The sequence below is a fragment of the Pantoea sp. SGAir0184 genome (assembly GCF_043544755.1).
Genome location: NZ_CP028050.1, coordinates 1,388,466 through 1,406,658, shown reverse-complemented (window position 1 = coordinate 1,406,658; position 18,193 = coordinate 1,388,466). Strand labels below are relative to the sequence as shown.

The window sequence follows — 18,193 nt, the reverse complement described above, 5'->3', positions numbered from 1 at the left end:
AAAAGCGTCTACGCTTATTACGCACTGGCATTATCACCGGGAGAAAAAATGAAGCCATCGCCATCAAATAACACGCATGACAATGACGTGGACAGTGAAGAAAAAGAACAAGGCACGGATATTGAAGTGGACGAAGACGCCCTGCCCTCGCGGGCTGCGGCGATCCATGAAGAGATTCGGCAGGACGGTGAAAAGGAGCTGGAACGCGACGGCATGGCGCTGCTGTGGTCAGCGATTGCCGCCGGCTTATCTATGGGCGCCTCGCTGATGGCGAAAGGCATTTTTCAGGTACACCTCGCTGGCGTGCCCGGCGCTTATCTGCTGGAGAATCTCGGCTACACCTTTGGTTTTGTCATCGTGATTATGGCGCGCCAGCAGCTGTTTACCGAGAATACCGTCACCGCCGTACTGCCGGTGATGCATAAACCCACCGGCGGCAATTTTATGCTGCTACTGCGGCTGTGGAGCGTGGTGCTGATCGGCAATTTAATTGGTACCGCGCTGGGCGCGCTGGCGTTTAATCATATGCCGATTTTCGATGACGCCACGCGCCAGGCCTTCACCGCCATCAGCGAAAAAGTGATGGAGCACACGCCGGGAGAAATGTTTGCCAACGCAGTGATTTCAGGCTGGATCATCGCCACCATGGTGTGGATGTTTCCTTACGCTGGCGGCGCCAAAATTGTGGTGATTGTGATGATGACCTGGCTGGTGGCGCTGGGCGATCTGGCGCACATTGTGGTCGGATCGGTTGAAGTGCTGTATCTGGTGTTTGCCGGCACGCTGCCGTGGCAGGAGTTTTTGTGGCCGTTTGCACTGCCCACCCTGCTGGGCAACATCACCGGCGGTACGCTGATTTTTGCCCTGATCAGTCACGCGCAGATCCGTAACGACATGAGCGAAGCGGCCAAAGCCAAAGCGCGAGCCGAACAGAAGCGTAAAGAGAAGCAGGAAAAGCAGAAAAATCAGGAAAAAGCGTGATCGCCACTGCCTGATTGCTGACACTTTGAGCAAACAGGCGGCCCACGGTTAAAATCCCCTGCACGGTGCGCTATACTGCGCGCCGCACGTCTCCTTAGTTAAATGGATATAACGAGCCCCTCCTAAGGGTTAGTTGCAGGTTCGATTCCTGCAGGGGACACCATAACGACCCGAACCCGCCTCAACCCACCCGAACAAATCCCCCTAAAAACATAACGTTAACCCTTTTAAGCCCGAACCAAAATGAACCAAACTGCGTTGACTACACCGCTTTTTTGCGGGCATATTGTGGGCACAATTAAATATAACCCGGAATTATGCCCACATGCTGACGGTCAGGCAGATCGACGCCGCCAAACCCAGAGAGAAGTCCTATCGTCTGTCCGACGCAGGCGGTCTGTTTCTGTTTGTCCCGCCTACCGGGAAGAAGGTATGGCGGCTCCGCTACCGCTTTGACGGTAAAGAGAAAACGCTGGTTATTGGTCCCTGGCCACACATATCCCTGGCCGAAGCACGCGCACGCCAGGCGGAAGCGAAAATGACCCTGCTTTCCGGCGTCGATCCGGCCCGGCAAAAACAGGCGCTGAAGCAAAAGGAACCGATGCCGGATACCCTGACTTTTGAGGGCATTTTCAGGGAGTGGTATGCCCACAAATCTCAGGTGTGGTCAGCGGGCTATGCCGACGAGTTGTACGGGATGTTCACAACCGACATCCTGCCGCTCATCGGCCATCTCCGGATGGATGAGATCGAGCCAACGCTGCTTTTGAAAGTGATACGACGCTACGAAGACAGAGGCGCTCTGGAGCGGGCAGGCAAAGCCAGAAGACGGTGCGGTGAAGTGTTCCGCTATGCGATCGTAACCGGCCGTGCGCGCTACAATCCGGCCCCAGACCTTATCGGCGCGCAGCAGAGCTACCAGAAAAAGAATTTCCCCTTTCTCACCATGGATCGTATCCAGGCGTTTCACCGTGCTCTTGACAGCTATTCCGGCAGCGTCATTGTAAAAAATGCGGCGCTTGTCCTGCATTACACGGCCCTGAGAACGAAGGAGGTGCGGTTTCTCAGGTGGGAAAATGTCGATTTTGAAAGCCGCCTCATCACTGTTGATGCAGAGATCATGAAAAGCCGGCGCATTCATATCGTACCGATGTCAGATCAGGTGCATGCGCTGATGTCACTGACGAAGAAGCTCACTGAACGTCACACCCTGTGTTTCCCGGGCAGAAGCGATCCGAAAAAGCCCATCTGTGAAAACGCCATTCTGGGCCTCATCCGACGGCTCGGCTATGAGGGTCAGACGACCGGACACGGGTTCCGGCACCAGTTCAGTACCGTAATGAATGAGCTTCACTGGAACAGTGACGCCATAGAGGCGCAGCTTGCCCACGTTAATTCTCAGGGTACGCGCGGGGTATATAACCACGCGCAATACCTTAATAACCGCTATGAAATGATGCAGCGATGGGCTGACTGGCTGGATGGAAGGGAGTAACACTCAGATTATCGGCCGGTTATCCTTCCGCGCCGATATCACTCCCCACGTCTGCACGCCGATGATCGTTATCTCTTCCAGCGCCTCTCCCTCAAACGTTTCTCCGTCTTCGCAGGCGATGTAATTGCGACCCAGCATGCCGAGCTGGCAGATGCCGAAAGCCACAAAGTAGATTGTGTCACCCACTTTTGGCCGAACCGACCTGTCGATTATCGCCACGCCATCACACGTTGGAATGTGAAGCGTTTCAGACGGGCGTGAAATGATCAGCACCGGACCACCGGCAGGTCGGAAACTTTTGTGGTGTATGCCGGCGAAAGCATCTCGCGTTTCATCGCCCATGTGTTCTGTATACCCTGCCCTGCGAACCATAGATTCCCCTTCCCGCTCAGGTTGAGACCATCCATCACGCGCATCAGCGCCTCGCTGTTGGCCTGTGGTTTGTTTTCATCAAACAGATTCAGCTGCGACACGCCTTCGCTGTAAAAATCGCCCAGCATCACACCAGCCTTCATATAGCGGTGTCCTTCAAGCCAGATGCGATCGAGCGCTTCAATGGCCACCCGGATGATGTCGCGCGTGTCGTTGGTCGGCGTGAGCACCTTGCCTGTCGACTGGTTGCCATAGAAGACTTCGCCCACGGCATGGGGACTGGTCCGGACGAACACGGCTATCTGCGAGCAATACTGGCGCTCTCCGCGCAGCTTGCCTGCAGCGCGCGCGGCGAAGGTGCATATTGCTTCACGCATGTCGTCGTATTTGGTGATCCGGGAGCCGAATGAACGGGAGCAGACGATTTGCTGTTTGGTTGGCGCGAACTCTTCCAGTTGCAGGCATGGCTCACCGCGCAGCTCTCTGACGGTTCGTTCCAGCACAACGCTGAAGTGTTTGCGGATGGTGTAGGTGCTTTGCTCTGACAGGTCTTTCGCGGTCATGATGCCCATGGCGTTGAGCTTCCTGCTGATACGCCGGCCGACGCCCCAGACATCCTCAACCGGTACCAGCGCCATAAGCTTGCGCTGACGGTCGATATTCGACAGGTCCAGCACGCCGCCGGTCTTCGTCCACTTCTTGGCGGCATGGTTAGCCAGTTTGGCGAGCGTTTTGGTCTGCGCTATCCCTATGCCTACGATCAGGTGCGTTTCCTGCTTAACGCGCGCCCGGACAGCGCGGCCAAAGTCCTCAAGCGGGTGATTGCGCTGCATACCGTCCAGGCACATAAACGCTTCGTCGATGGAGTAAATTTCCACGGCCGGCGCCATGCTCTCCAGCGTGCTCATCACGCGGTTGCTCATGTCGGCATATAGCGCGTAGTTGGAGCTGAACACCTGCACCTTGTGCCGGCGGAATTCATCCTTCAGCTTGAAGTACGGCGCGCCCATGGGGATTTGCAGCGCCTTGGCCTCTGCCGAACGGGCAATGACACATCCGTCATTGTTGCTCAGCACCACTACCGGCTTTCCCCGCAGATCGGGCCTGAATACTGTTTCGCAACTCGCATAGAACGAGTTCACATCGACCAGGGCAAACATCACACACCGCCATTGGGATTGAACACCTGAAACAGGCGCTCTTCACCGTCGGTTTTGGTGATGTCGCGGAACGTTGTGGTGTGCATCTCAATCCACTTATTGGCCGCCCGCAGCGTGTAATGCCAGTTCAGACGGTCAAGTTCTCTGATGAAGTCGAGTGTGCTGATGGTGTAGCGGCCGGCAGCGTCGCGTTTCACCGCCTGCCGGAAAGCAATCATGATTTCGTAGTCGCGTGGCATGGTCATTTACCTCCGTGATAAATACTGTATGGATAAACAGTAATATCGATCGGTAGAACTGATCAAGCCGCTGCGGTTGGGGTTTTTGTAAAGCCATTGGTGGGCATAGATATTTTTTCTCTCATGCAGGCCAGGATTCAGCACCCTTTATACCCGTAAGGTGCTCAATCCAGAGCAAAAGATAAATTATTATCTATTCCTTACAGACACTGCATGGTGGCGAAGCCAGCACGACTGGCATTCAGGATTTCCCTTTCCCCTTGTTTCAGCGACATATCAGCGCCTGCCGGCCCTGTTCCTGTCAGACACACACCTCCCACTGCCTCCTGACCTGAAAACTTTTTCGTCAGACCTCTGACCAGCAGCGGATGGCTGCCTGAACGCCTGGAATTTTGCTGAGGATGTTTTAGTATTGGCCTGTGACCATCTGTGAAGGCAGATGCTCTGTCATACCCGTATTAAGGCAATGTTGGCTATCCCCCGGATACCTGCTGGGTCCGGGGCTTTTTTTACTTCTGATATCCGGCAAACCGTTTTGACGCCTTTCTTCGGCCGGCTTTTACTGGCTGCGGCCCCATAACGTGCTCATTTTTGCGCACGCGTCGTTAATTTGTATCTATTCTGCCCCAACCCTGTAGTGTGGATGAGCCAGCCTGACTGGCATTCTGGATTACCCTTCCCTTTGAGCGAATTGATGCCTGTGTAACGCAGGCTTTTTTCGCCTGACCCTGGCGGCCGGCCGGCTTTATCGCCTTTCACCCATACTTAAATCCTATAATTACACAATCTTAACGGAAAGTTTTCATGCATGGATTATGATGAACGTGTAACACAGCAATGCTGCTGCGTTCGAGAGTAGTTTCCCTTTATTCCTCAGCCAGGTATGGCTGGATTAAGCTGCTCAACGAGACTAAGCCAACACCAGAGAGGTCTGGCTCGGACCTGATGCCGCCCGACGATCCGTTCGGGCTTTTTTTTACCTGTCGCCACGCATTTCAGACGGCAACAACTCCCCTGCTGCGGATATCCTGCCGCCCGACAGCAGGCATGCGCCGCCCGCGCTGAAGAGCGTACGTTACCAGTTCACAGCCGATGATTATCGCTCAGCGCCCGTGACAAATTGCCGGCCGGCCCGGTAAGCGGTAAACCTTGGTACCTCGCCGGGCGGGGCCTTACAGACAACACCTCCACGACGCCCACTATTACCAATGACCATGATAATCTCATGTACACGCGAACGGCCGATCGCTGGCAAGCGGATGCCATTTAATTTGTAACTCATACCAGGTGATTTACCTTTATTTCCGGTATCAGCGTAAGCAAGCACATGATCTTCATAAAAGGCAGGTTTTGTATGATGCCGGATGATCAACTTAAACTCCTGCCGGTTTTTTATGCACTCTGCGGTCAGCGTCAGATTTGATTCAAAGATGCGATCAAAGGTCTCGCCAGCAATTTTGAACAAAACATGTTCTCCCGCTTTGTCTGACCAGCTAAAGACACCCTTCGGCAAGGTTACGCCACCGGACTGAACATTATATATATCTCCAGTAATCTGTTTCGCATCCAGCACACCCTCGATGGTGCAGCTGTCTCTGATACGAACCTTCTCAAGCTCGCCTGCGGTCGCCCGCAGGGTACCGCTGATATCAGCCTGCTTTGCTGCCAGTTTCCCGTCGGGCGTCAGGCTGAATGAAGGCGGTGACCCACCGCTGGTCAGACTGACAGCACGCAAATGCTTAATGAGTGCTTCCCGGAAGTAAATATCGTTGTGCTCAATGACCAGTGCAGGCACGGTATTCCCGTTTGCCGGATTGACGAAAGCCACGCGATCGGCAGCCATCAGGATCTGGCTCTGCATCCCCTCGGGTTTTTCCTCGATCCCCATGCCGAAGCCGGTCATACAATACTGGCCGTTTTTCATCTGCTCCAGTCTGACCGACCATTGCGAGTTCAGCCGCCCTTCCGTGTCTTTCCAGCTTTTCTCAATTTTTCCAATGCTTGCTGCACCTTCTGACAGCTGCGTCATTGTTGACAGCAGGCTCTGGTCAAGATGCGTGTCGCTGATTTTTCCTTTATAAAACGCCAGATAATCGTCCGCTTTGTCGCTCGGACTGGCGGACTGTTCAGTGAAAGCAGATTTGCCCAGCGCGTTCACGCTACGGATATAGAAATGGTGAACATTGCCCGGCATAAGGCCGTCTTTTATCCAGCAGCGTCCTTCTCCAAGATACTGCGCCTGGGATTCGGCCTGTTGCGCGTCAGCGAGCCGGGTTCCGGAATACCAGAATTCATATCGCAGCGTGCCGTCATAAATCGCCTGATGCGGCACCAGAGAGACCTGAAAGTAGCCCGGCGTTACGTCGATGGAGACGGGTGGCTCGGGCGCGGCAATGGTGATGCCGGTCGAGGCTGGATCACCTTTCTGCCCGGCATCACCGATCGCGGTGACGGTTAACGTGTAGCGGCCGGCGTCCGGCAGCGTGAACAGACATTCCGGGCGTTCGGTTGCACAGCGGAAAACCAGACGGCCTGAGGCGCTCTCGCCGCGCGTCACGCGCACGTCAAAGCGCACGCTGCCGGTTGTCTGCAGGATATCCCACAGCGCTGTGGCCTGAATATGACCGGATGACACGTCCACACGGGTGCGAAGATGCCGGACAGCAGGCGGCAACATTCCGTGCACGCTGGTGGGGGCAGCCGAAAAGGATTTGCCTTCATCCACCCGCGCCTGCTTTTCCGGGCAGTGCTGCAGCGCCGTTACCGCATATCCCCCGTTTTCGCTTTCCCGAATAGCCACGCAGCGGAACAGCCGCTTGCGCAGGGCAGGCTGTTTAAGCCCCCACACGCTTCCGGGTGACACGCTGAGCGATGTCATCCCACTGGGTAACGCATCCACCTGCACACAGTCGTGTTCAGTACGCCCGTGCACGTTGACAGTAAAAGGCTCGCCAGACTCGCTGATCAGATTAAGCGTTGCCCCGCCCTCACCTGAAAGTGATACGGGCCGGTCAAGACGGATGGTTTTCGTTTCCGGTACCACATCCACAATACGGCCGCCGACCGTGGTGCCGGCATAGTCGTTATCGCAGATTTCGAAGATGTCGCCGGGAATATGGCGCAGCCCTTCTGCGCCCACGCAAAAATCGGCGGTCTGGGTTTCCAGCAGCTCCGTCTGGATGATCCATAACCCGGTCCGGTGTGCCTGCCCGCGGCTGGTACACCCAAAGGCATCTATCTTCAGCAGGTTGCGTCCGTAACGCTTTATGGCCGCACTGTCTTCCACCAGCTCAACCGACGGCTGCCAGTTGTTATGGGGATCGATAAAACGCACTTCGACGGCGTTATGGCGGTCTTTCAGCGCGCTGAAGCTGTAATGGAACTGGCCGCCCGCCACGCTGGCATTGGTGTAGGTCCAGACAACATCTGAAGGGGCATCCTGAATAAACGTCAGGCGCTGACCGTTCCAGACGGGCATGCAGCGCATCATGGCACAGAAATCACTGATGACATCCCAGGCCTTTCTTTGCTGCGTCAGCCACGCGTTACACCGGATGCGCGGTTCCTTTCCGCCATATCCATCGTTCACGCTTCCATCACAGTATTGTGCGATGTTGTAAAGCGCCCACTTATCAACGTCCGCCATTCCCATACGCTGACCGAGGCCATAGCGCGGATGCGTCAGTAAGTCATAGAGGCACCAGGCTGGGTTATCTGACCAGGCTACAATGAAGTCCCCACTCCACGCTTCTTTTCCATAGCTGCGCGTTACGGGGTTATAATTATTCGGCACCCTGACCAGGCGTCCCCGCATCAGGTAATTGCGGTCCGCCCGCTGGTTGCCTGACTTGTCAGAGTCAATCTTCAGCCCCACGACGGCCGTATTGGGATAGCATTGACGGGCATCCGTGATTTCGCTGTATGAGGCCCAGAATGTCTTATTGAGCAGGCGAGTGTCTTTACTGTCCGGCGTAATGCGCGTTACGCAAACGTCAAAGGGCGTAGGGGGCAGTTTTTCGAGCACGACCGAGAACGCAAACGGCTCGTGCGTGCACCCTTTCACAGTAATTTCCTTTTCCGTTTTGGAGCTATCGGGATGCCGGATAAGGATCTTCAGGGTCACTGATGCATTACGCGTTTCGCCTTTCTTGTTGACCGAGAAGAGCTGGCGAACGCCCAGCGTCAGACGAAGCCGGTTAATGTCTTTTCCCTCCACCGTGCGCGTGACGGGATTGAGTGCGGTCACATCAGCATTGATCAGCGTTTCCCGAGTCGAGGCCTCAAATCCGCCCAGCGGCCGCTGATCCGCTGTTCCGGCATGAAAACGCATGCTGACGCCGGGGATATTGACCCGACCATCCGATCCCAGAACAGGTGTACCGTTAACCAGTACGCTTTTGTTGCCACTGACAGGACCGACAATGGGACCCTCACTGATCACATCAATAACACTCAGGACCTGAGATGATCGAAGGTTGTCGGGTCTGTCGTGCGGCGTTTTTTCGTGACGATGAAAAATGCTCATAACGACTCTCTTGTAGAAATAAAAAACCCGCCGAAGCGGGTTGAAATGTTAGACCTACACTTTTTGTGTAGGTAACTACTTAATTTTTGTAGTTCAGAAAATCCTTTTCAGGTCGATGTCGTTAACCGCCTTCCATGCTTCTGCAGGCCAAGATTTAACAGTGCCATAAGTCTCGTCCGGGACATCTTTCGGGGATTGGCCGTTGGCGGCGCACCACTTCTTCATAGGCCAGTGGCTAAATGATTCTCCAGTTACGCGCTGCACGGCCTTGATGGTTGCATGTTTTTTGCATTCACCCAATTTCTCAGCCAGTGCGTTGGCTCGGCGCTTCTCAACCGAGGCTGTTGCCATTGCAGTGGCCTCGCGCTTTTCGCCGATCCACGCCTTCGTTTCGACGGCATGATCTCGTTGCTCAGCCAGGATTCGGTTCTCTTTCACCTTAACCAGTAAATCTTCCAACGCCTTCTCATAACTCATCGGCAGTGCGGTCACCGCCTGAGGTCGGAAATACGAATCTTCCAGCCTTTCAAAGAATGACCATGCTTCGTCGGTGTCGACAATTTTGGACATACGAGCTGCACCCTTTTCTGTCCATAAAGTTAGGCTGCGGGCATTTTTACCAACAGACTCGCTTGAAGATAGTCTGTTCTTCAGCTCCTTAAGATCTGCGCCTTTGACGTTGAAATAGTGCACGCCGTCGATGAATCGATCTTCATTACGAATATGGTTTTGCTGAATGCGGATTACATCCGTTCCATACCCTTTTGCGAGGGAATCAGTAGTAACCACTCTTACGCCAGCCCATTCAATGATGGGAAATCCTAGGGGATCGACAGCCAGGTTTGTTTTTGCTACATTGAAACCAGTCGATGAAGATTGTTGCATGTAAGACTCCAATCAGTAGTTGACGAACCCCGCCAGCAGCCACTGGCGGTTTTTCTTTTTAGCGAATCCTTGCCTTTTCTCCTTCCTTTAACTGCTTTTCAGCTCCCTGCTTCACATAACTCATAAACACCTTTCCATCCTGAAATCTGTCACAAAGACGTCCAGCAAGAGGCGATTCTATAGCGCGTAGTGCCGGTTCAATCTGCGTTTTCCATGCCTCATACATGACCTGATAATGGTGAGCCAGAGCTTCCACGTTGTAGGCGTGACGTTCGCGCTCGCTTGGCGCTGACTGAGCCGGCACTTTAACAGCAATCTCGCGGTCCAGAATATCCAGCACCCAGCGGCGGAACTCCTTAGCGACCGGGGTACGAGCGAACATTGCCAGCAAATGAGCGCCACGCAGAGAAAACACGCGAACCTTCATTCGGCGCGAAGTACCGCTGATACCATTGGTCATTGATTCAATGACCATTGTCATTCCGGGTGAAAACTCATCGCTGTACTGGTTAAACAGGTTGGTGACAGACTTGGTGCTGTTGTAATGAAGTGCTTTAGCTACATCAGCAGATGAAAGCCAAATATCATTTAAATTTGCAACAGGTTGCAGTTGAATGCCGTGGAAGTTGAGATCTGATTTGGCTACAATGTTCATGTTAATCTTTCCGCAAGTTGGGTTAACGATAGAGGCCCCGTTAGTGTTCGAGCACTGCGGGGTTTCGCCATTTTCAAGCCTCAGCACTTTTCCCACCTATTAGTCCATATGCCTTTCTCAGTTGATAAATCACCTCAGTGTTAAACTGACGACTCTGCTGCTCGCCATTTACTTCTATTGCACGCTTGATGTCATCAGGGATGCGAATCTTCCGCTGGTACATATTTTTAGCTTTTTCCATGATTACTCTCCTTTATGCCCCACCGTGGGACGAAACAAGTGTCACACCGTGCGTCATTGATGTCAACCCCACCGTGGGGCATAATTTTTAAAGTTGCTAATTTCTTCTAACACTGGAGTTAGAATGAGTCGTGAAGATCCGCAATTCAGAATCAGGCTTCCTGCTGAATTAAAGGAAAAAATTGAAGAAGCCTCTAGAGAAAACAATCGCTCCTTAAACGCTGAAATTGTTTTCCGATTAGATTCAAGTTTCCTAGACGAGTTGCCCGAAGATGAGCTCATATCCGCTAAGGATGCTCTTGCAGTCGTTAGCCGAGCAAAGGATGAACTTTCTAACATCATCTTTAAGCGTACATTTGCTGTGATTAACGAGAAAATTCGCATAGGCCATACTTCATTCCATGTCAGCTTGACTGATCTGGATCTCGAGGGCTTGAGTGAAGAAGATTTTGTGACAGTTTTTGATCAGACTTTTAAACGTCTGCAATCACTTGGCTATGAAGTTAGTCAGTCAAGTTGGACTGTTGATGGTTTTATGGTAGAAATCCCAAAGAAATAGCTACTAACAACAATCCGACCTGTGCGGGCGATCTTCAGTGACCGATAACAATCACTTTTCCCTCTCCGCTCATATCCCGGGTGGCAATTTCCTGAGATATCACGCGAGACCCCACCCGCATTTCCCCATACAGAACAGGTACTGGCGCGCCCTGTGCCGTCATGTTATCTGTGCCTGAAAACCAGGTACTTTTGTCATTCATGGCCGATGCGCCCGCCGGTCGGGGTGCCAGCAGTTGAGCGGCGCCACCCAGCATCAGGCTGGCACCCAGCGAAAAAGCCGCTCCGCTCAGCGAAAGCGTTGTCGCGCCCACTGTCCAGGCAAACGCATTCAGGCCTGGAATAAATGACGCCGCAATGAGTGCAGCGCCTGCAAACAGCTGAAGCAGGCCGCGACGGGAAGCGCCCTGCAGCCGGGGTACCAGATGAATCACTGCGCCATCCGGAAGCGTTTCGTGCAGGCGGGCATGGAGCGTGTCAGCATCCGCATCGCTGCCGGCAATACGCACCTGATAAAGTCCTTCGCTGAATAGGCGTCTGAACTCACCGGACTGCATCACCAGTGCATGCAGCGCTTCTGCAGCGGTTGACACATGCAGGTCAATGCGCCTGCCAGACCTGGCCAGACTGCCGTAGAGGCATACCCTTACTGGCCGCGTTCTTTCGGGGGGATATTCAGCTGGGTGCATTTTCATCTCCAAAACAATAGATGTTGTTACCGCAGACCAGCCACCAGCTGCAGGCACTGTGCCTCATCGCGGCGCTGTCCGCAGGGCTCAGTTCAGGTGGCCCGTGTGGATGGCTGTGAACCAGCGCGATGATCGTGCCGGCAGCAGAAATGCTCAGATACTCTTCAGGCGTAATCAGAAAATGCCGGCTAGGCTCCGGGGATGCGTTAACGCAGGGGCGGTACTGGCAGCCGTCCGGTGTCAGGATGACCAGACCGCAACACTCCTGTGGATGACACGCCCGGGCGTGAGCGAAGATAGCCTCTGACAGGTGCCCGACGGAGGCTGCATTTTGTGTCGACATCATTCTGCAGAGTAAGCGTTCAGTGAGAGAAAACCGCCAAAGCGCCCGATATTATTTCGTTGCCGGCAACCTGCCGCACAGTTACCACAGTGATCAGGCGTGTCATTGCTGGTGGATTGCACAGGCTTGTGTTCATCACTTGGCCGGGTATACCCACAGTCTTTTGACAAATATTCCCACGGGCAAAGGTCGGCCAGCATGATGCGCCCGGGACACACCAGGCCATCGGTTTCCGTCGGCACAGCCAGAATGAACCGGGCCGTAAGGGAAGTGAGTTCAGCGAGTTGCTCAATGATATACCGGCTGACCACTTCCTGCTGCGGATCGGCAAAGGGATTGCCGAGCCTGAAATTCCCGGCGTCCAGAAAACGCGCGCAGACGACACGACGTATGACGGTTGCCCCCACCAGGCTCTGATGCGCTTCAGCCAGCCCGGTCACGATCCCATACAGATTCGACACCACGAGTGACGGCCGTGCAGCCGCTCCCCTGCCGTTCATACTGCTCTCTTCGATTCTGACGGGATAAGGACGGTAGCGCCGCTTTTGCCAGAGAACGGCTTTGCCACATTCGTTCTGCTCGTTGCAGAAAAAATAGCGCCTGCCGCCTGTCGCAGTCAGATCGGCTTCCCACAGATCGATCCGGGCAGAGGGCGCTGTCCGAATCAGTTCGCTCAGAGTCTGAGGAGGAAGGGTATTCATCACTGTTACCTCATGCAGGAACCTGTTCAAATTCGCCGGTTAATTCCGTACGCGTTGCCAGCCTTACGATTGACCAGCTCCGGCAGACAAAGATGCCGGTTGCCGGCTGGCCGGGGGGTTGCCATTGAAAAGCCTGGGTTCCCTTGTGCCGGGTAAGAAAACCCTCCACCGCCTGCATAGCGGTGTGAGGACCTGACAACATAATGGTGTAGCGGCTTTGCATCGCATTCAGGCCCTCTGCGCGCCGCTGCTCATACCCGTCACCAAAACGGATGGTCTTTACACGCGGCTCACGCGCTGTACGCATGCCCGGCCTGACCTTCCAGCCAAATGTTTCCATCACCCACGGCCTCCGCTCATCATGCCGCCGTCACGCTGCTGCTGCAGGAAGAAATCCTTCGCGCCCTGACGCCCCATCTCGTACATCATTCTGGCGGCCTCCGGCCCGAGCTGCCCGTTGCGGCCATCGTTGTGAATGGTCACGTTAAAGGTGGGGGCGTATTTCAGACCGGCTGCTGTCATCCTGGCCACCACGCCAAGCTTACCGTCAGCCCCGCGACGCAGGGGAAAGATGCCTTCCGGTCCGGCTTCACCCATGACGCCTGCCCCCTGAGCAAAAGCAAACAGTGTGGGGGTACGCACCACCGTTCCGCTGAAGGCGCGAAGCCCCTGAGAATGAAAAGCGCCCCCCTGCGCATGAAATGACAACGCATGTTGCTTAAGCAGTCCGGCGAAAAAATCCACGCCCCTGACCAGCGTCATTTTCATCAGGATCTGGGTGAGCATGCTCAGAATGTTTCGGGTAAAGTCGCGAAAACCGGTCTTCCCCTCGGTCAGCAGGGTACTCAGCTGTGTACTTAGCCCATCCAGCGTTCTGGATGACGCCTGTTTTACCTGGCTGTTGGCATCGAGTGCCGCATCACGGTACTCCGCCCACGCGCCTTTTGCGCCCGCCAGCCAGTCAGCCCGCAGCTTTTCTTCCGCCTGCCAGGTTTTTTGCTGCGCCTTTAGCACCGCAGCGAGCATATCTGGTGCCTCTGCATAGTTAGCACCGAGTCGGGTAACGCTGGCATGCTGCTGCGCCTCACGTGCCGACAGACCGTGTTCAAGCGCCGCGATTTCCGCCTGCCGCGTGCGCTGCTGCTCCGTAAATTTTCCAGCCTGCACCTGAAGCTGATTCATGCGTTCCTGAAGCGCAACTTCATCCCCCATCACGGCCAGTTTTTCCTGCTGAAGCAGGACGCCGGCTTTACCGGCAAGCAGGGATTTTTCCTCATGGGTCAGCTGGCGTTTTTGTGCGGCTTCCTCAAGAACATGAAATTTCGCCTGGGAGGCCCAGAGGTCTTTACGCTGCTGGCTGACAATACCGGCTTCCTGATGCGTCTTCAGAGCCTGTAGTCGGGCCTGCAGTGCCAGCATGTCAGCCTGCGCCCTTTCGCCTGCGAGGGCTGCCGCGGACGGCTGAGGTATGCCCCGCCCTTTTCGGCGGCCTGCAGCAAGCGAGTCATAGCGCTGTTTTTCACGGCGCATCGCCTCCTCTTTGACCTCGCGTGACGCCCACGAGTGGCGAATAACTGACAGCGCGCGCTGGTGTTTTTCCTCTTCCGTTTCGTACTGTTTTTTCAGAGTCTGGTCAGCATCGAAACGGCGTTTTTTACGGATTTCCTCATCCTGTGCGGCTTTGTCCCGCGCGGCCTTCAGGTCACGCTGAAATTTCTGTTCTTCAAGCCCGGACAGCCGATCCCTGTCCTGCTGCGTCACCGGAACCCAGGCTTTGCCCAGTGCCCGTCCACCAGCGTGGATCTTTGCGTTCAGTGCGGCAATCTGGTCCTCAAGTGAACGTTCGCGCCCGATGCCCAGCATGGCATCCCAGGTCCCTGCGGCAGTCTCTCCCAGCCATTTCCAGGTTTTTTCCAGCGTGCCAAGGTGCTGCGCCACCTCATCGCTGCGAAGACGCAGCGTGTCGGCGTAACGATCCATCGCAAGTGTAGCCGCCTCGGTTTCCTGTCCCTGTTCAGCCAGTCGGGAGATGCTTTCGAGTTCAGTGGCAGTCAGAAAGTGGAGGGATTTATCCAGTTCCCGGACAGCAGTGACGGGTGTATCCTGAAGCCGCGCAAACTGCCGGATAGTCTCTTCGGTGGCCTGCCCGGTCACCGTTTTGAGACGGGCCGCGACGTCAGCGACCTGCCGGAGGTGCTGCCCGTTAAATAAACCCGAGCCGGTGACTTCCGCCAGCACAGAAGCCGCGTCATGCTGCGTAATACCGTTGCCCGCCAGAGAGCGGCTCATCGCCTGAAGCGCTGAGGTTGTCCGGGCGGCATAGTGGCCGGTGAGGATAAGCTTCCTGTTAAAGGTCTCTGCTTCCTGACTACCCTGATACCAGGCTCTCCCCAGTCCCCAGACAGCAGCGGCAATACCGCCCACCATCCCGGCTATGCTCAGACCGCGTAGGGTCATCAGCTTTTCTATCCATCCGGCATTATTCGCAAGCGTAATGCCGGAGCCACGAAGTGCCCCAAAATTGCCCCGCGCCATTTCGCCAAACAACACGCCAAGCTCGCGCCGCGCCGCCGCGCTTTCCAGTCCAAGAGAGTGCGTTTTCTGACGGGCCGACTCCAGCTTACGGATATAGATTTCCGCCGCGTCGCCCAGCCCCAGCTGTGCCGCGCGCGTTCTCAGCATCTCCTCACGTGAAAGCCGTTGTGTGGCCAGCTGTGCCTTGAGCTGGCTGAGAAAGCGGGCTTTTGCCTGCGTGGCCTGCACTTCAGCGCGTGAAGCGGAGGAAACCTGCTGCGCAGTGCGCCCGGCCTGCTGCCCCGCGTTTTTCAACTGGCGTTCGACCCGGCCCATTTGCTCGTGAAACCGGGCAGTCTCAGCCCCAAGGTTTACGACAAGATCAGCAATCTGCTGGGACATGGCGTTCTCCTCCCATGGACTCGGCCACGCTCATCAACATGTCATCAGTCATGAGGTCACCCGTTTCAGAGCGACTGAGCAGGCTGAAATCTTCTGCAGTCAGTCCGCATTCGCCAGTGGCGAGCGCCACCATTGTGCTGCTGAGCGCCGCAAATTCCGCATCCAGCAGGCGATGGCTGAACGGCACCGCGGCAAAATAACGCTGCCAGTCTGCGAGTTCAGAAGACGTCATCTCGCTCAGCATCCGGCGCCAGTCAGGGCGGCGAAACTCATGGGCCAGAAACATGATAAATTTCAGCTCCCGTCCATCGGCTTTACTTTCACGTCCTCCTCCCCGGGGCCGGATGGCTCGGCCGGCTTTCCATCCCCGTTGAGATCGCTGAGAACCATCACCGTTTCCGCAGCCAGACACAGCGCCTTTTCGGGCCAGTCGGCCAGGATCCCCTGATAAATATCGTTAACGTCCGCCTCACGATGACAGTTCCAGATCGCGCGGGAGACAAGCCAGGCATACGACTCCGTATTGAGCCTGACAAGGGCTGCGTTCCGGGCCGCGTCAGTGAGGAGCTTGTCTTTGACCACGTCAGAACTGGCAAAAAAATCAAAAAACTCGGCGCGCTGCAGCGCTGTGAGTTCAGATAACTCCATTTGCTCAGGCCCGTAATGAAACACGGTCTTTTCCAGAAACATCACAGTCCTCCATTCTCATGGTTATTGTCAGAATGTGGCACAGGTTCGGGCGACTGCGAAATTTCCTCTGCCAGAACAGGACGGCCGCTGTTCGTTACTTTGATGGTTCGCGTGATGACCTCTTTTGCCGGAATCGTCTTGCCCAGGCTGCTGACCCAGCCCCGGAACAGATCAACCGTGCCGTTCGGATAGCGGATTTTGTAATAGCGCACCTCCCCGCTGTGAAACCAGCTCAGTAAATCTTTCTGTCCCTGCTCACCGGGTTTCCAGGCAAGCGTGATGCTGGCTTCGCCGGCCGACTTCTCGCCCTGCGCCGTGGCTTTCCAGTCGGCATTCGGATCGTCGAGCCAGGTATCGTCGTAACTTTCCGCGCTGATTTCGCCAGGCTGAAGCTCGCGGATCTGCGCCAGCCGCGTCCAGCCGTTATCGTCCAGCGGTTTAGCCGTGGCATCGCCATTGCCGGTAAAAATCAGCAAAGTGGTCCCTGCGCCTTTCACCGACGCAAGTGGATTAGGTGTGGCCATAAGGGCTCCTTACATCTGATAGGTAATGAGATAAGTGAGGTCGGCTGATCCCCAGCTTGCCATCTCGCTGTCACGCTGCCAGTCATAACTTTGCGGCATCAGCGCATCGATGACGGACGACAGCGCCGGCACGCTACTGAGCGCGGGCATAATATGGCATTCAACCCACTCATCGAGTGCCGTATCCGGCTGGGTTGCCCGCAGGAATACCTCAATATGCAGCGTGGCCTGCCAGGTTTCTGCATCCAGGTAGCTCCCGCTGTAGCGCGCGTCTGAGAGATACACCGCCACAGCAGGCAGTTCTTTCTCATCAATAAAAACGGGGCGGCCATCATAAAAGGCCGCCCCGCGGATGTGGGACTTAAGCGCATCCGTAAACGTGCGCCTGATTTCAGCGTGTTTTTTCACACTCTTTTCCTGACATATAGCCTCAGTTGCTGTCTGAGCGCGCCAGCCAGCTCTGCCTGTATGTCCGTTTTCATCAGCTGCTGGCTTTCTTTCTGGTAACGTTCGGTCAGAGGCCCGGATAGCGGGATTTTTACGACCTGAACCGGATAGCGACTGCGGCCGGTCCGCTGCAGGACATGCCAGCGGCCGTTAGCCAGTTGCTGTATAAATGCATTCCGGAAAGTAAACCGCCCGATTTTCAGCACGCTGCCGTGCCGGCCGGTCGCTGTCTTGCGCCGGGACAGCTGCATTCGGGCTGCGCCCAGACTGATTGCGGGCAAATTGCCACGATTAATCAGCAGCCGTGCAGAGGGGGCTGCATGACTGGCCGTGGCCAGCCGGAGTCGGACGCGCTGCCTGATCAGCTTCTGAGGCACGCCGGTCTCGTTTGCGACCTGGCGAGTACTGCGCGTAATGACGCGGCGCGCCACGCGGTTTACCGCCTGCACCAGGGCCCGGGGCACCAGCTGACGATCGAGTTCATGCAGGTTCATCATCGCCTGCCTCAGTCCCTGCATCGTTCTCCTCCTCCAGCCAGATCTGCGGTTTGTTGTTGTAAAGCTGCCAGCGGGTCACCCTCCAGCGTTTTGTCTGCCATTCAACCCTGTCGTGCCGCCCGGGCTCATAAGCCCTGTCGAAAACAATGAGTGACAGCCCCTCGCCGCACAATGGCCCCATGTCAGCCGTAAAGGCGTGTTCGGCTGCACACATTGCCCGTCCGTTAATCACCACCGGCTGACCAAACCGGCGTGCAGTAACACGGTCCATTCTGT

Annotated in this window: 20 protein-coding genes, 1 tRNA gene and 1 pseudogene; 4 read left to right on the top strand and 18 right to left on the bottom strand. The window is 55.5% G+C overall.

Features of this window, described 5'->3' with window-relative positions; genetic code table 11:
* The first annotated feature begins 48 nt into the window (after positions 1 to 48).
* The 3 genes from C1N60_RS06500 to C1N60_RS06490 all read left to right on the top strand — a co-directional run bounded on the left by C1N60_RS06500 (position 49) and on the right by C1N60_RS06490 (position 2,476).
* Complete coding sequence (locus C1N60_RS06500) at positions 49 to 981, top strand: formate/nitrite transporter family protein (protein WP_394521552.1); 933 nt, start codon at positions 49 to 51, stop codon at positions 979 to 981.
* Between the two features lie 88 nt (positions 982 to 1,069).
* Positions 1,070 to 1,144: transfer RNA gene (locus C1N60_RS06495), tRNA-Arg, on the top strand.
* A gap of 162 nt (positions 1,145 to 1,306) precedes the next feature.
* Positions 1,307 to 2,476 carry a tyrosine-type recombinase/integrase gene (locus C1N60_RS06490; protein ID WP_394517272.1) on the top strand — a complete coding sequence of 390 codons (1,170 nt, stop codon included), beginning with the start codon at positions 1,307 to 1,309 and terminating at the stop codon, positions 2,474 to 2,476.
* Between the two features lie 3 nt (positions 2,477 to 2,479).
* Here the strand turns inward: C1N60_RS06490 and C1N60_RS06485 are convergent, their stop codons facing one another.
* From C1N60_RS06485 to C1N60_RS06455, 7 genes are all read right to left on the bottom strand, one after another.
* Positions 2,480 to 2,749 (bottom strand): hypothetical protein, encoded by a 270-nt coding sequence (locus C1N60_RS06485; RefSeq protein WP_394521551.1) that lies wholly within the window; start codon positions 2,747 to 2,749, stop codon positions 2,480 to 2,482.
* Complete coding sequence (gene umuC, locus C1N60_RS06480; RefSeq protein WP_394517270.1) at positions 2,743 to 4,008, bottom strand: translesion error-prone DNA polymerase V subunit UmuC; 1,266 nt, start codon at positions 4,006 to 4,008, stop codon at positions 2,743 to 2,745. The genes C1N60_RS06485 and umuC overlap by 7 nt, the downstream gene beginning before the upstream one ends.
* A complete protein-coding gene (locus C1N60_RS06475) occupies positions 4,008 to 4,247 on the bottom strand; it encodes a hypothetical protein (protein ID WP_058771615.1) in 240 nt (79 codons plus the stop codon). The genes umuC and C1N60_RS06475 overlap by 1 nt, the downstream gene beginning before the upstream one ends.
* Positions 4,248 to 5,343: 1,096 nt before the next feature.
* Positions 5,344 to 8,772, bottom strand: coding sequence for a phage tail protein (locus tag C1N60_RS06470; protein ID WP_394521550.1), 3,429 nt, complete (start codon positions 8,770 to 8,772; stop codon positions 5,344 to 5,346).
* A 93-nt stretch (positions 8,773 to 8,865) separates the two neighbouring features.
* On the bottom strand, positions 8,866 to 9,657 hold the full coding sequence (locus C1N60_RS06465) for an ORF6N domain-containing protein (protein WP_394521549.1): 792 nt from the start codon (positions 9,655 to 9,657) through the stop codon (positions 8,866 to 8,868).
* Positions 9,658 to 9,715: 58 nt separating this feature from the next.
* On the bottom strand, positions 9,716 to 10,312 hold the full coding sequence (locus C1N60_RS06460; RefSeq protein ID WP_394521548.1) for a BRO-N domain-containing protein: 597 nt from the start codon (positions 10,310 to 10,312) through the stop codon (positions 9,716 to 9,718).
* Positions 10,313 to 10,385: 73 nt separating this feature from the next.
* The gene (locus C1N60_RS06455; RefSeq protein ID WP_394521547.1) at positions 10,386 to 10,553 is read right to left on the bottom strand and encodes an Arc family DNA binding domain-containing protein; all 168 of its coding nucleotides are present in this window, start codon (positions 10,551 to 10,553) and stop codon (positions 10,386 to 10,388) included.
* A gap of 123 nt (positions 10,554 to 10,676) precedes the next feature.
* On the opposite strand from C1N60_RS06455, the gene C1N60_RS06450 reads away from it, so the two are divergent.
* Positions 10,677 to 11,111 (top strand): Arc family DNA-binding protein, encoded by a 435-nt coding sequence (locus tag C1N60_RS06450; RefSeq protein WP_264251272.1) that lies wholly within the window; start codon positions 10,677 to 10,679, stop codon positions 11,109 to 11,111.
* Between the two features lie 34 nt (positions 11,112 to 11,145).
* Here the strand turns inward: C1N60_RS06450 and C1N60_RS06445 are convergent, their stop codons facing one another.
* The 11 genes and pseudogenes from C1N60_RS06445 to C1N60_RS06395 all read right to left on the bottom strand — a co-directional run bounded on the left by C1N60_RS06445 (position 11,146) and on the right by C1N60_RS06395 (position 18,188).
* Positions 11,146 to 11,799 carry a tail assembly protein gene (locus tag C1N60_RS06445; RefSeq protein ID WP_394521546.1) on the bottom strand — a complete coding sequence of 218 codons (654 nt, stop codon included), beginning with the start codon at positions 11,797 to 11,799 and terminating at the stop codon, positions 11,146 to 11,148.
* Positions 11,786 to 12,142, bottom strand: a complete 357-nt coding sequence (locus C1N60_RS06440; RefSeq protein WP_394521740.1) for a C40 family peptidase — start codon at positions 12,140 to 12,142, stop codon at positions 11,786 to 11,788. The genes C1N60_RS06445 and C1N60_RS06440 overlap by 14 nt, the downstream gene beginning before the upstream one ends.
* On the bottom strand, positions 12,142 to 12,843 hold the full coding sequence (locus C1N60_RS06435) for a phage minor tail protein L (RefSeq protein ID WP_394521739.1): 702 nt from the start codon (positions 12,841 to 12,843) through the stop codon (positions 12,142 to 12,144). The genes C1N60_RS06440 and C1N60_RS06435 overlap by 1 nt, the downstream gene beginning before the upstream one ends.
* Before the next feature lie 10 nt (positions 12,844 to 12,853).
* Entirely contained in the window at positions 12,854 to 13,183 is a 330-nt protein-coding gene (locus C1N60_RS06430; RefSeq protein ID WP_394521545.1) for a phage tail protein, read from the bottom strand.
* Positions 13,183 to 15,525 (bottom strand): phage tail tape measure protein, encoded by a 2,343-nt coding sequence (locus C1N60_RS06425; protein WP_394521738.1) that lies wholly within the window; start codon positions 15,523 to 15,525, stop codon positions 13,183 to 13,185. The genes C1N60_RS06430 and C1N60_RS06425 overlap by 1 nt, the downstream gene beginning before the upstream one ends.
* Positions 15,526 to 15,739: 214 nt before the next feature.
* A complete protein-coding gene (locus C1N60_RS06420) occupies positions 15,740 to 16,045 on the bottom strand; it encodes a phage tail assembly protein T (protein WP_394521544.1) in 306 nt (101 codons plus the stop codon).
* Between the two features lie 8 nt (positions 16,046 to 16,053).
* On the bottom strand, positions 16,054 to 16,449 hold the full coding sequence (locus C1N60_RS06415; RefSeq protein ID WP_264251259.1) for a phage minor tail protein domain-containing protein: 396 nt from the start codon (positions 16,447 to 16,449) through the stop codon (positions 16,054 to 16,056).
* A gap of 53 nt (positions 16,450 to 16,502) precedes the next feature.
* Positions 16,503 to 16,973, bottom strand: a pseudogene (locus C1N60_RS06410) (phage tail tube protein); the annotation flags it as partial.
* 9 nt (positions 16,974 to 16,982) lie between these two features.
* Positions 16,983 to 17,381: a phage tail terminator protein gene (gpU, locus tag C1N60_RS06405; protein ID WP_394521543.1), complete on the bottom strand. Its 399-nt coding sequence runs from the start codon at positions 17,379 to 17,381 to the stop codon at positions 16,983 to 16,985.
* Positions 17,378 to 17,938, bottom strand: coding sequence for a phage tail protein (locus C1N60_RS06400; protein ID WP_394521542.1), 561 nt, complete (start codon positions 17,936 to 17,938; stop codon positions 17,378 to 17,380). The genes gpU and C1N60_RS06400 overlap by 4 nt, the downstream gene beginning before the upstream one ends.
* Positions 17,901 to 18,188 carry an ATP-binding protein gene (locus C1N60_RS06395; RefSeq protein ID WP_264251250.1) on the bottom strand — a complete coding sequence of 96 codons (288 nt, stop codon included), beginning with the start codon at positions 18,186 to 18,188 and terminating at the stop codon, positions 17,901 to 17,903. Before C1N60_RS06395 ends, C1N60_RS06400 begins: the two co-directional genes overlap by 38 nt.
* Positions 18,189 to 18,193: the final 5 nt, after the last annotated feature.

Excerpts from the sequence above, each read along its gene's own strand:
- C1N60_RS06470 (WP_394521550.1), bottom strand. The coding sequence starts at position 8,772 with ATGAGCATTTTTCATCGTCACGAAAAAACGCCGCACGACAGACCCGAC.
- C1N60_RS06435 (WP_394521739.1), bottom strand. The coding sequence starts at position 12,843 with ATGAATACCCTTCCTCCTCAGACTCTGAGCGAACTGATTCGGACAGCG.
- C1N60_RS06400 (WP_394521542.1), bottom strand. The coding sequence starts at position 17,938 with ATGCAGGGACTGAGGCAGGCGATGATGAACCTGCATGAACTCGATCGT.
- C1N60_RS06395 (WP_264251250.1), bottom strand. The coding sequence starts at position 18,188 with ATGGACCGTGTTACTGCACGCCGGTTTGGTCAGCCGGTGGTGATTAAC.
- C1N60_RS06425 (WP_394521738.1), bottom strand. The coding sequence starts at position 15,525 with ATGCTGAGAACGCGCGCGGCACAGCTGGGGCTGGGCGACGCGGCGGAA.
- C1N60_RS06420 (WP_394521544.1), bottom strand. The coding sequence starts at position 16,045 with ATGTTTCTGGCCCATGAGTTTCGCCGCCCTGACTGGCGCCGGATGCTG.
- C1N60_RS06500 (WP_394521552.1), top strand. The coding sequence starts at position 49 with ATGAAGCCATCGCCATCAAATAACACGCATGACAATGACGTGGACAGT.
- C1N60_RS06460 (WP_394521548.1), bottom strand. The coding sequence starts at position 10,312 with ATGAACATTGTAGCCAAATCAGATCTCAACTTCCACGGCATTCAACTG.
- C1N60_RS06455 (WP_394521547.1), bottom strand. The coding sequence starts at position 10,553 with ATGGAAAAAGCTAAAAATATGTACCAGCGGAAGATTCGCATCCCTGAT.
- C1N60_RS06490 (WP_394517272.1), top strand. The coding sequence starts at position 1,307 with ATGCTGACGGTCAGGCAGATCGACGCCGCCAAACCCAGAGAGAAGTCC.
- C1N60_RS06440 (WP_394521740.1), bottom strand. The coding sequence starts at position 12,142 with ATGTCGACACAAAATGCAGCCTCCGTCGGGCACCTGTCAGAGGCTATC.
- umuC (WP_394517270.1), bottom strand. The coding sequence starts at position 4,008 with ATGTTTGCCCTGGTCGATGTGAACTCGTTCTATGCGAGTTGCGAAACA.
- C1N60_RS06475 (WP_058771615.1), bottom strand. The coding sequence starts at position 4,247 with ATGCCACGCGACTACGAAATCATGATTGCTTTCCGGCAGGCGGTGAAA.
- C1N60_RS06465 (WP_394521549.1), bottom strand. The coding sequence starts at position 9,657 with ATGCAACAATCTTCATCGACTGGTTTCAATGTAGCAAAAACAAACCTG.
- C1N60_RS06415 (WP_264251259.1), bottom strand. The coding sequence starts at position 16,449 with ATGTTTCTGGAAAAGACCGTGTTTCATTACGGGCCTGAGCAAATGGAG.
- C1N60_RS06445 (WP_394521546.1), bottom strand. The coding sequence starts at position 11,799 with ATGCACCCAGCTGAATATCCCCCCGAAAGAACGCGGCCAGTAAGGGTA.
- C1N60_RS06450 (WP_264251272.1), top strand. The coding sequence starts at position 10,677 with ATGAGTCGTGAAGATCCGCAATTCAGAATCAGGCTTCCTGCTGAATTA.
- C1N60_RS06430 (WP_394521545.1), bottom strand. The coding sequence starts at position 13,183 with ATGGAAACATTTGGCTGGAAGGTCAGGCCGGGCATGCGTACAGCGCGT.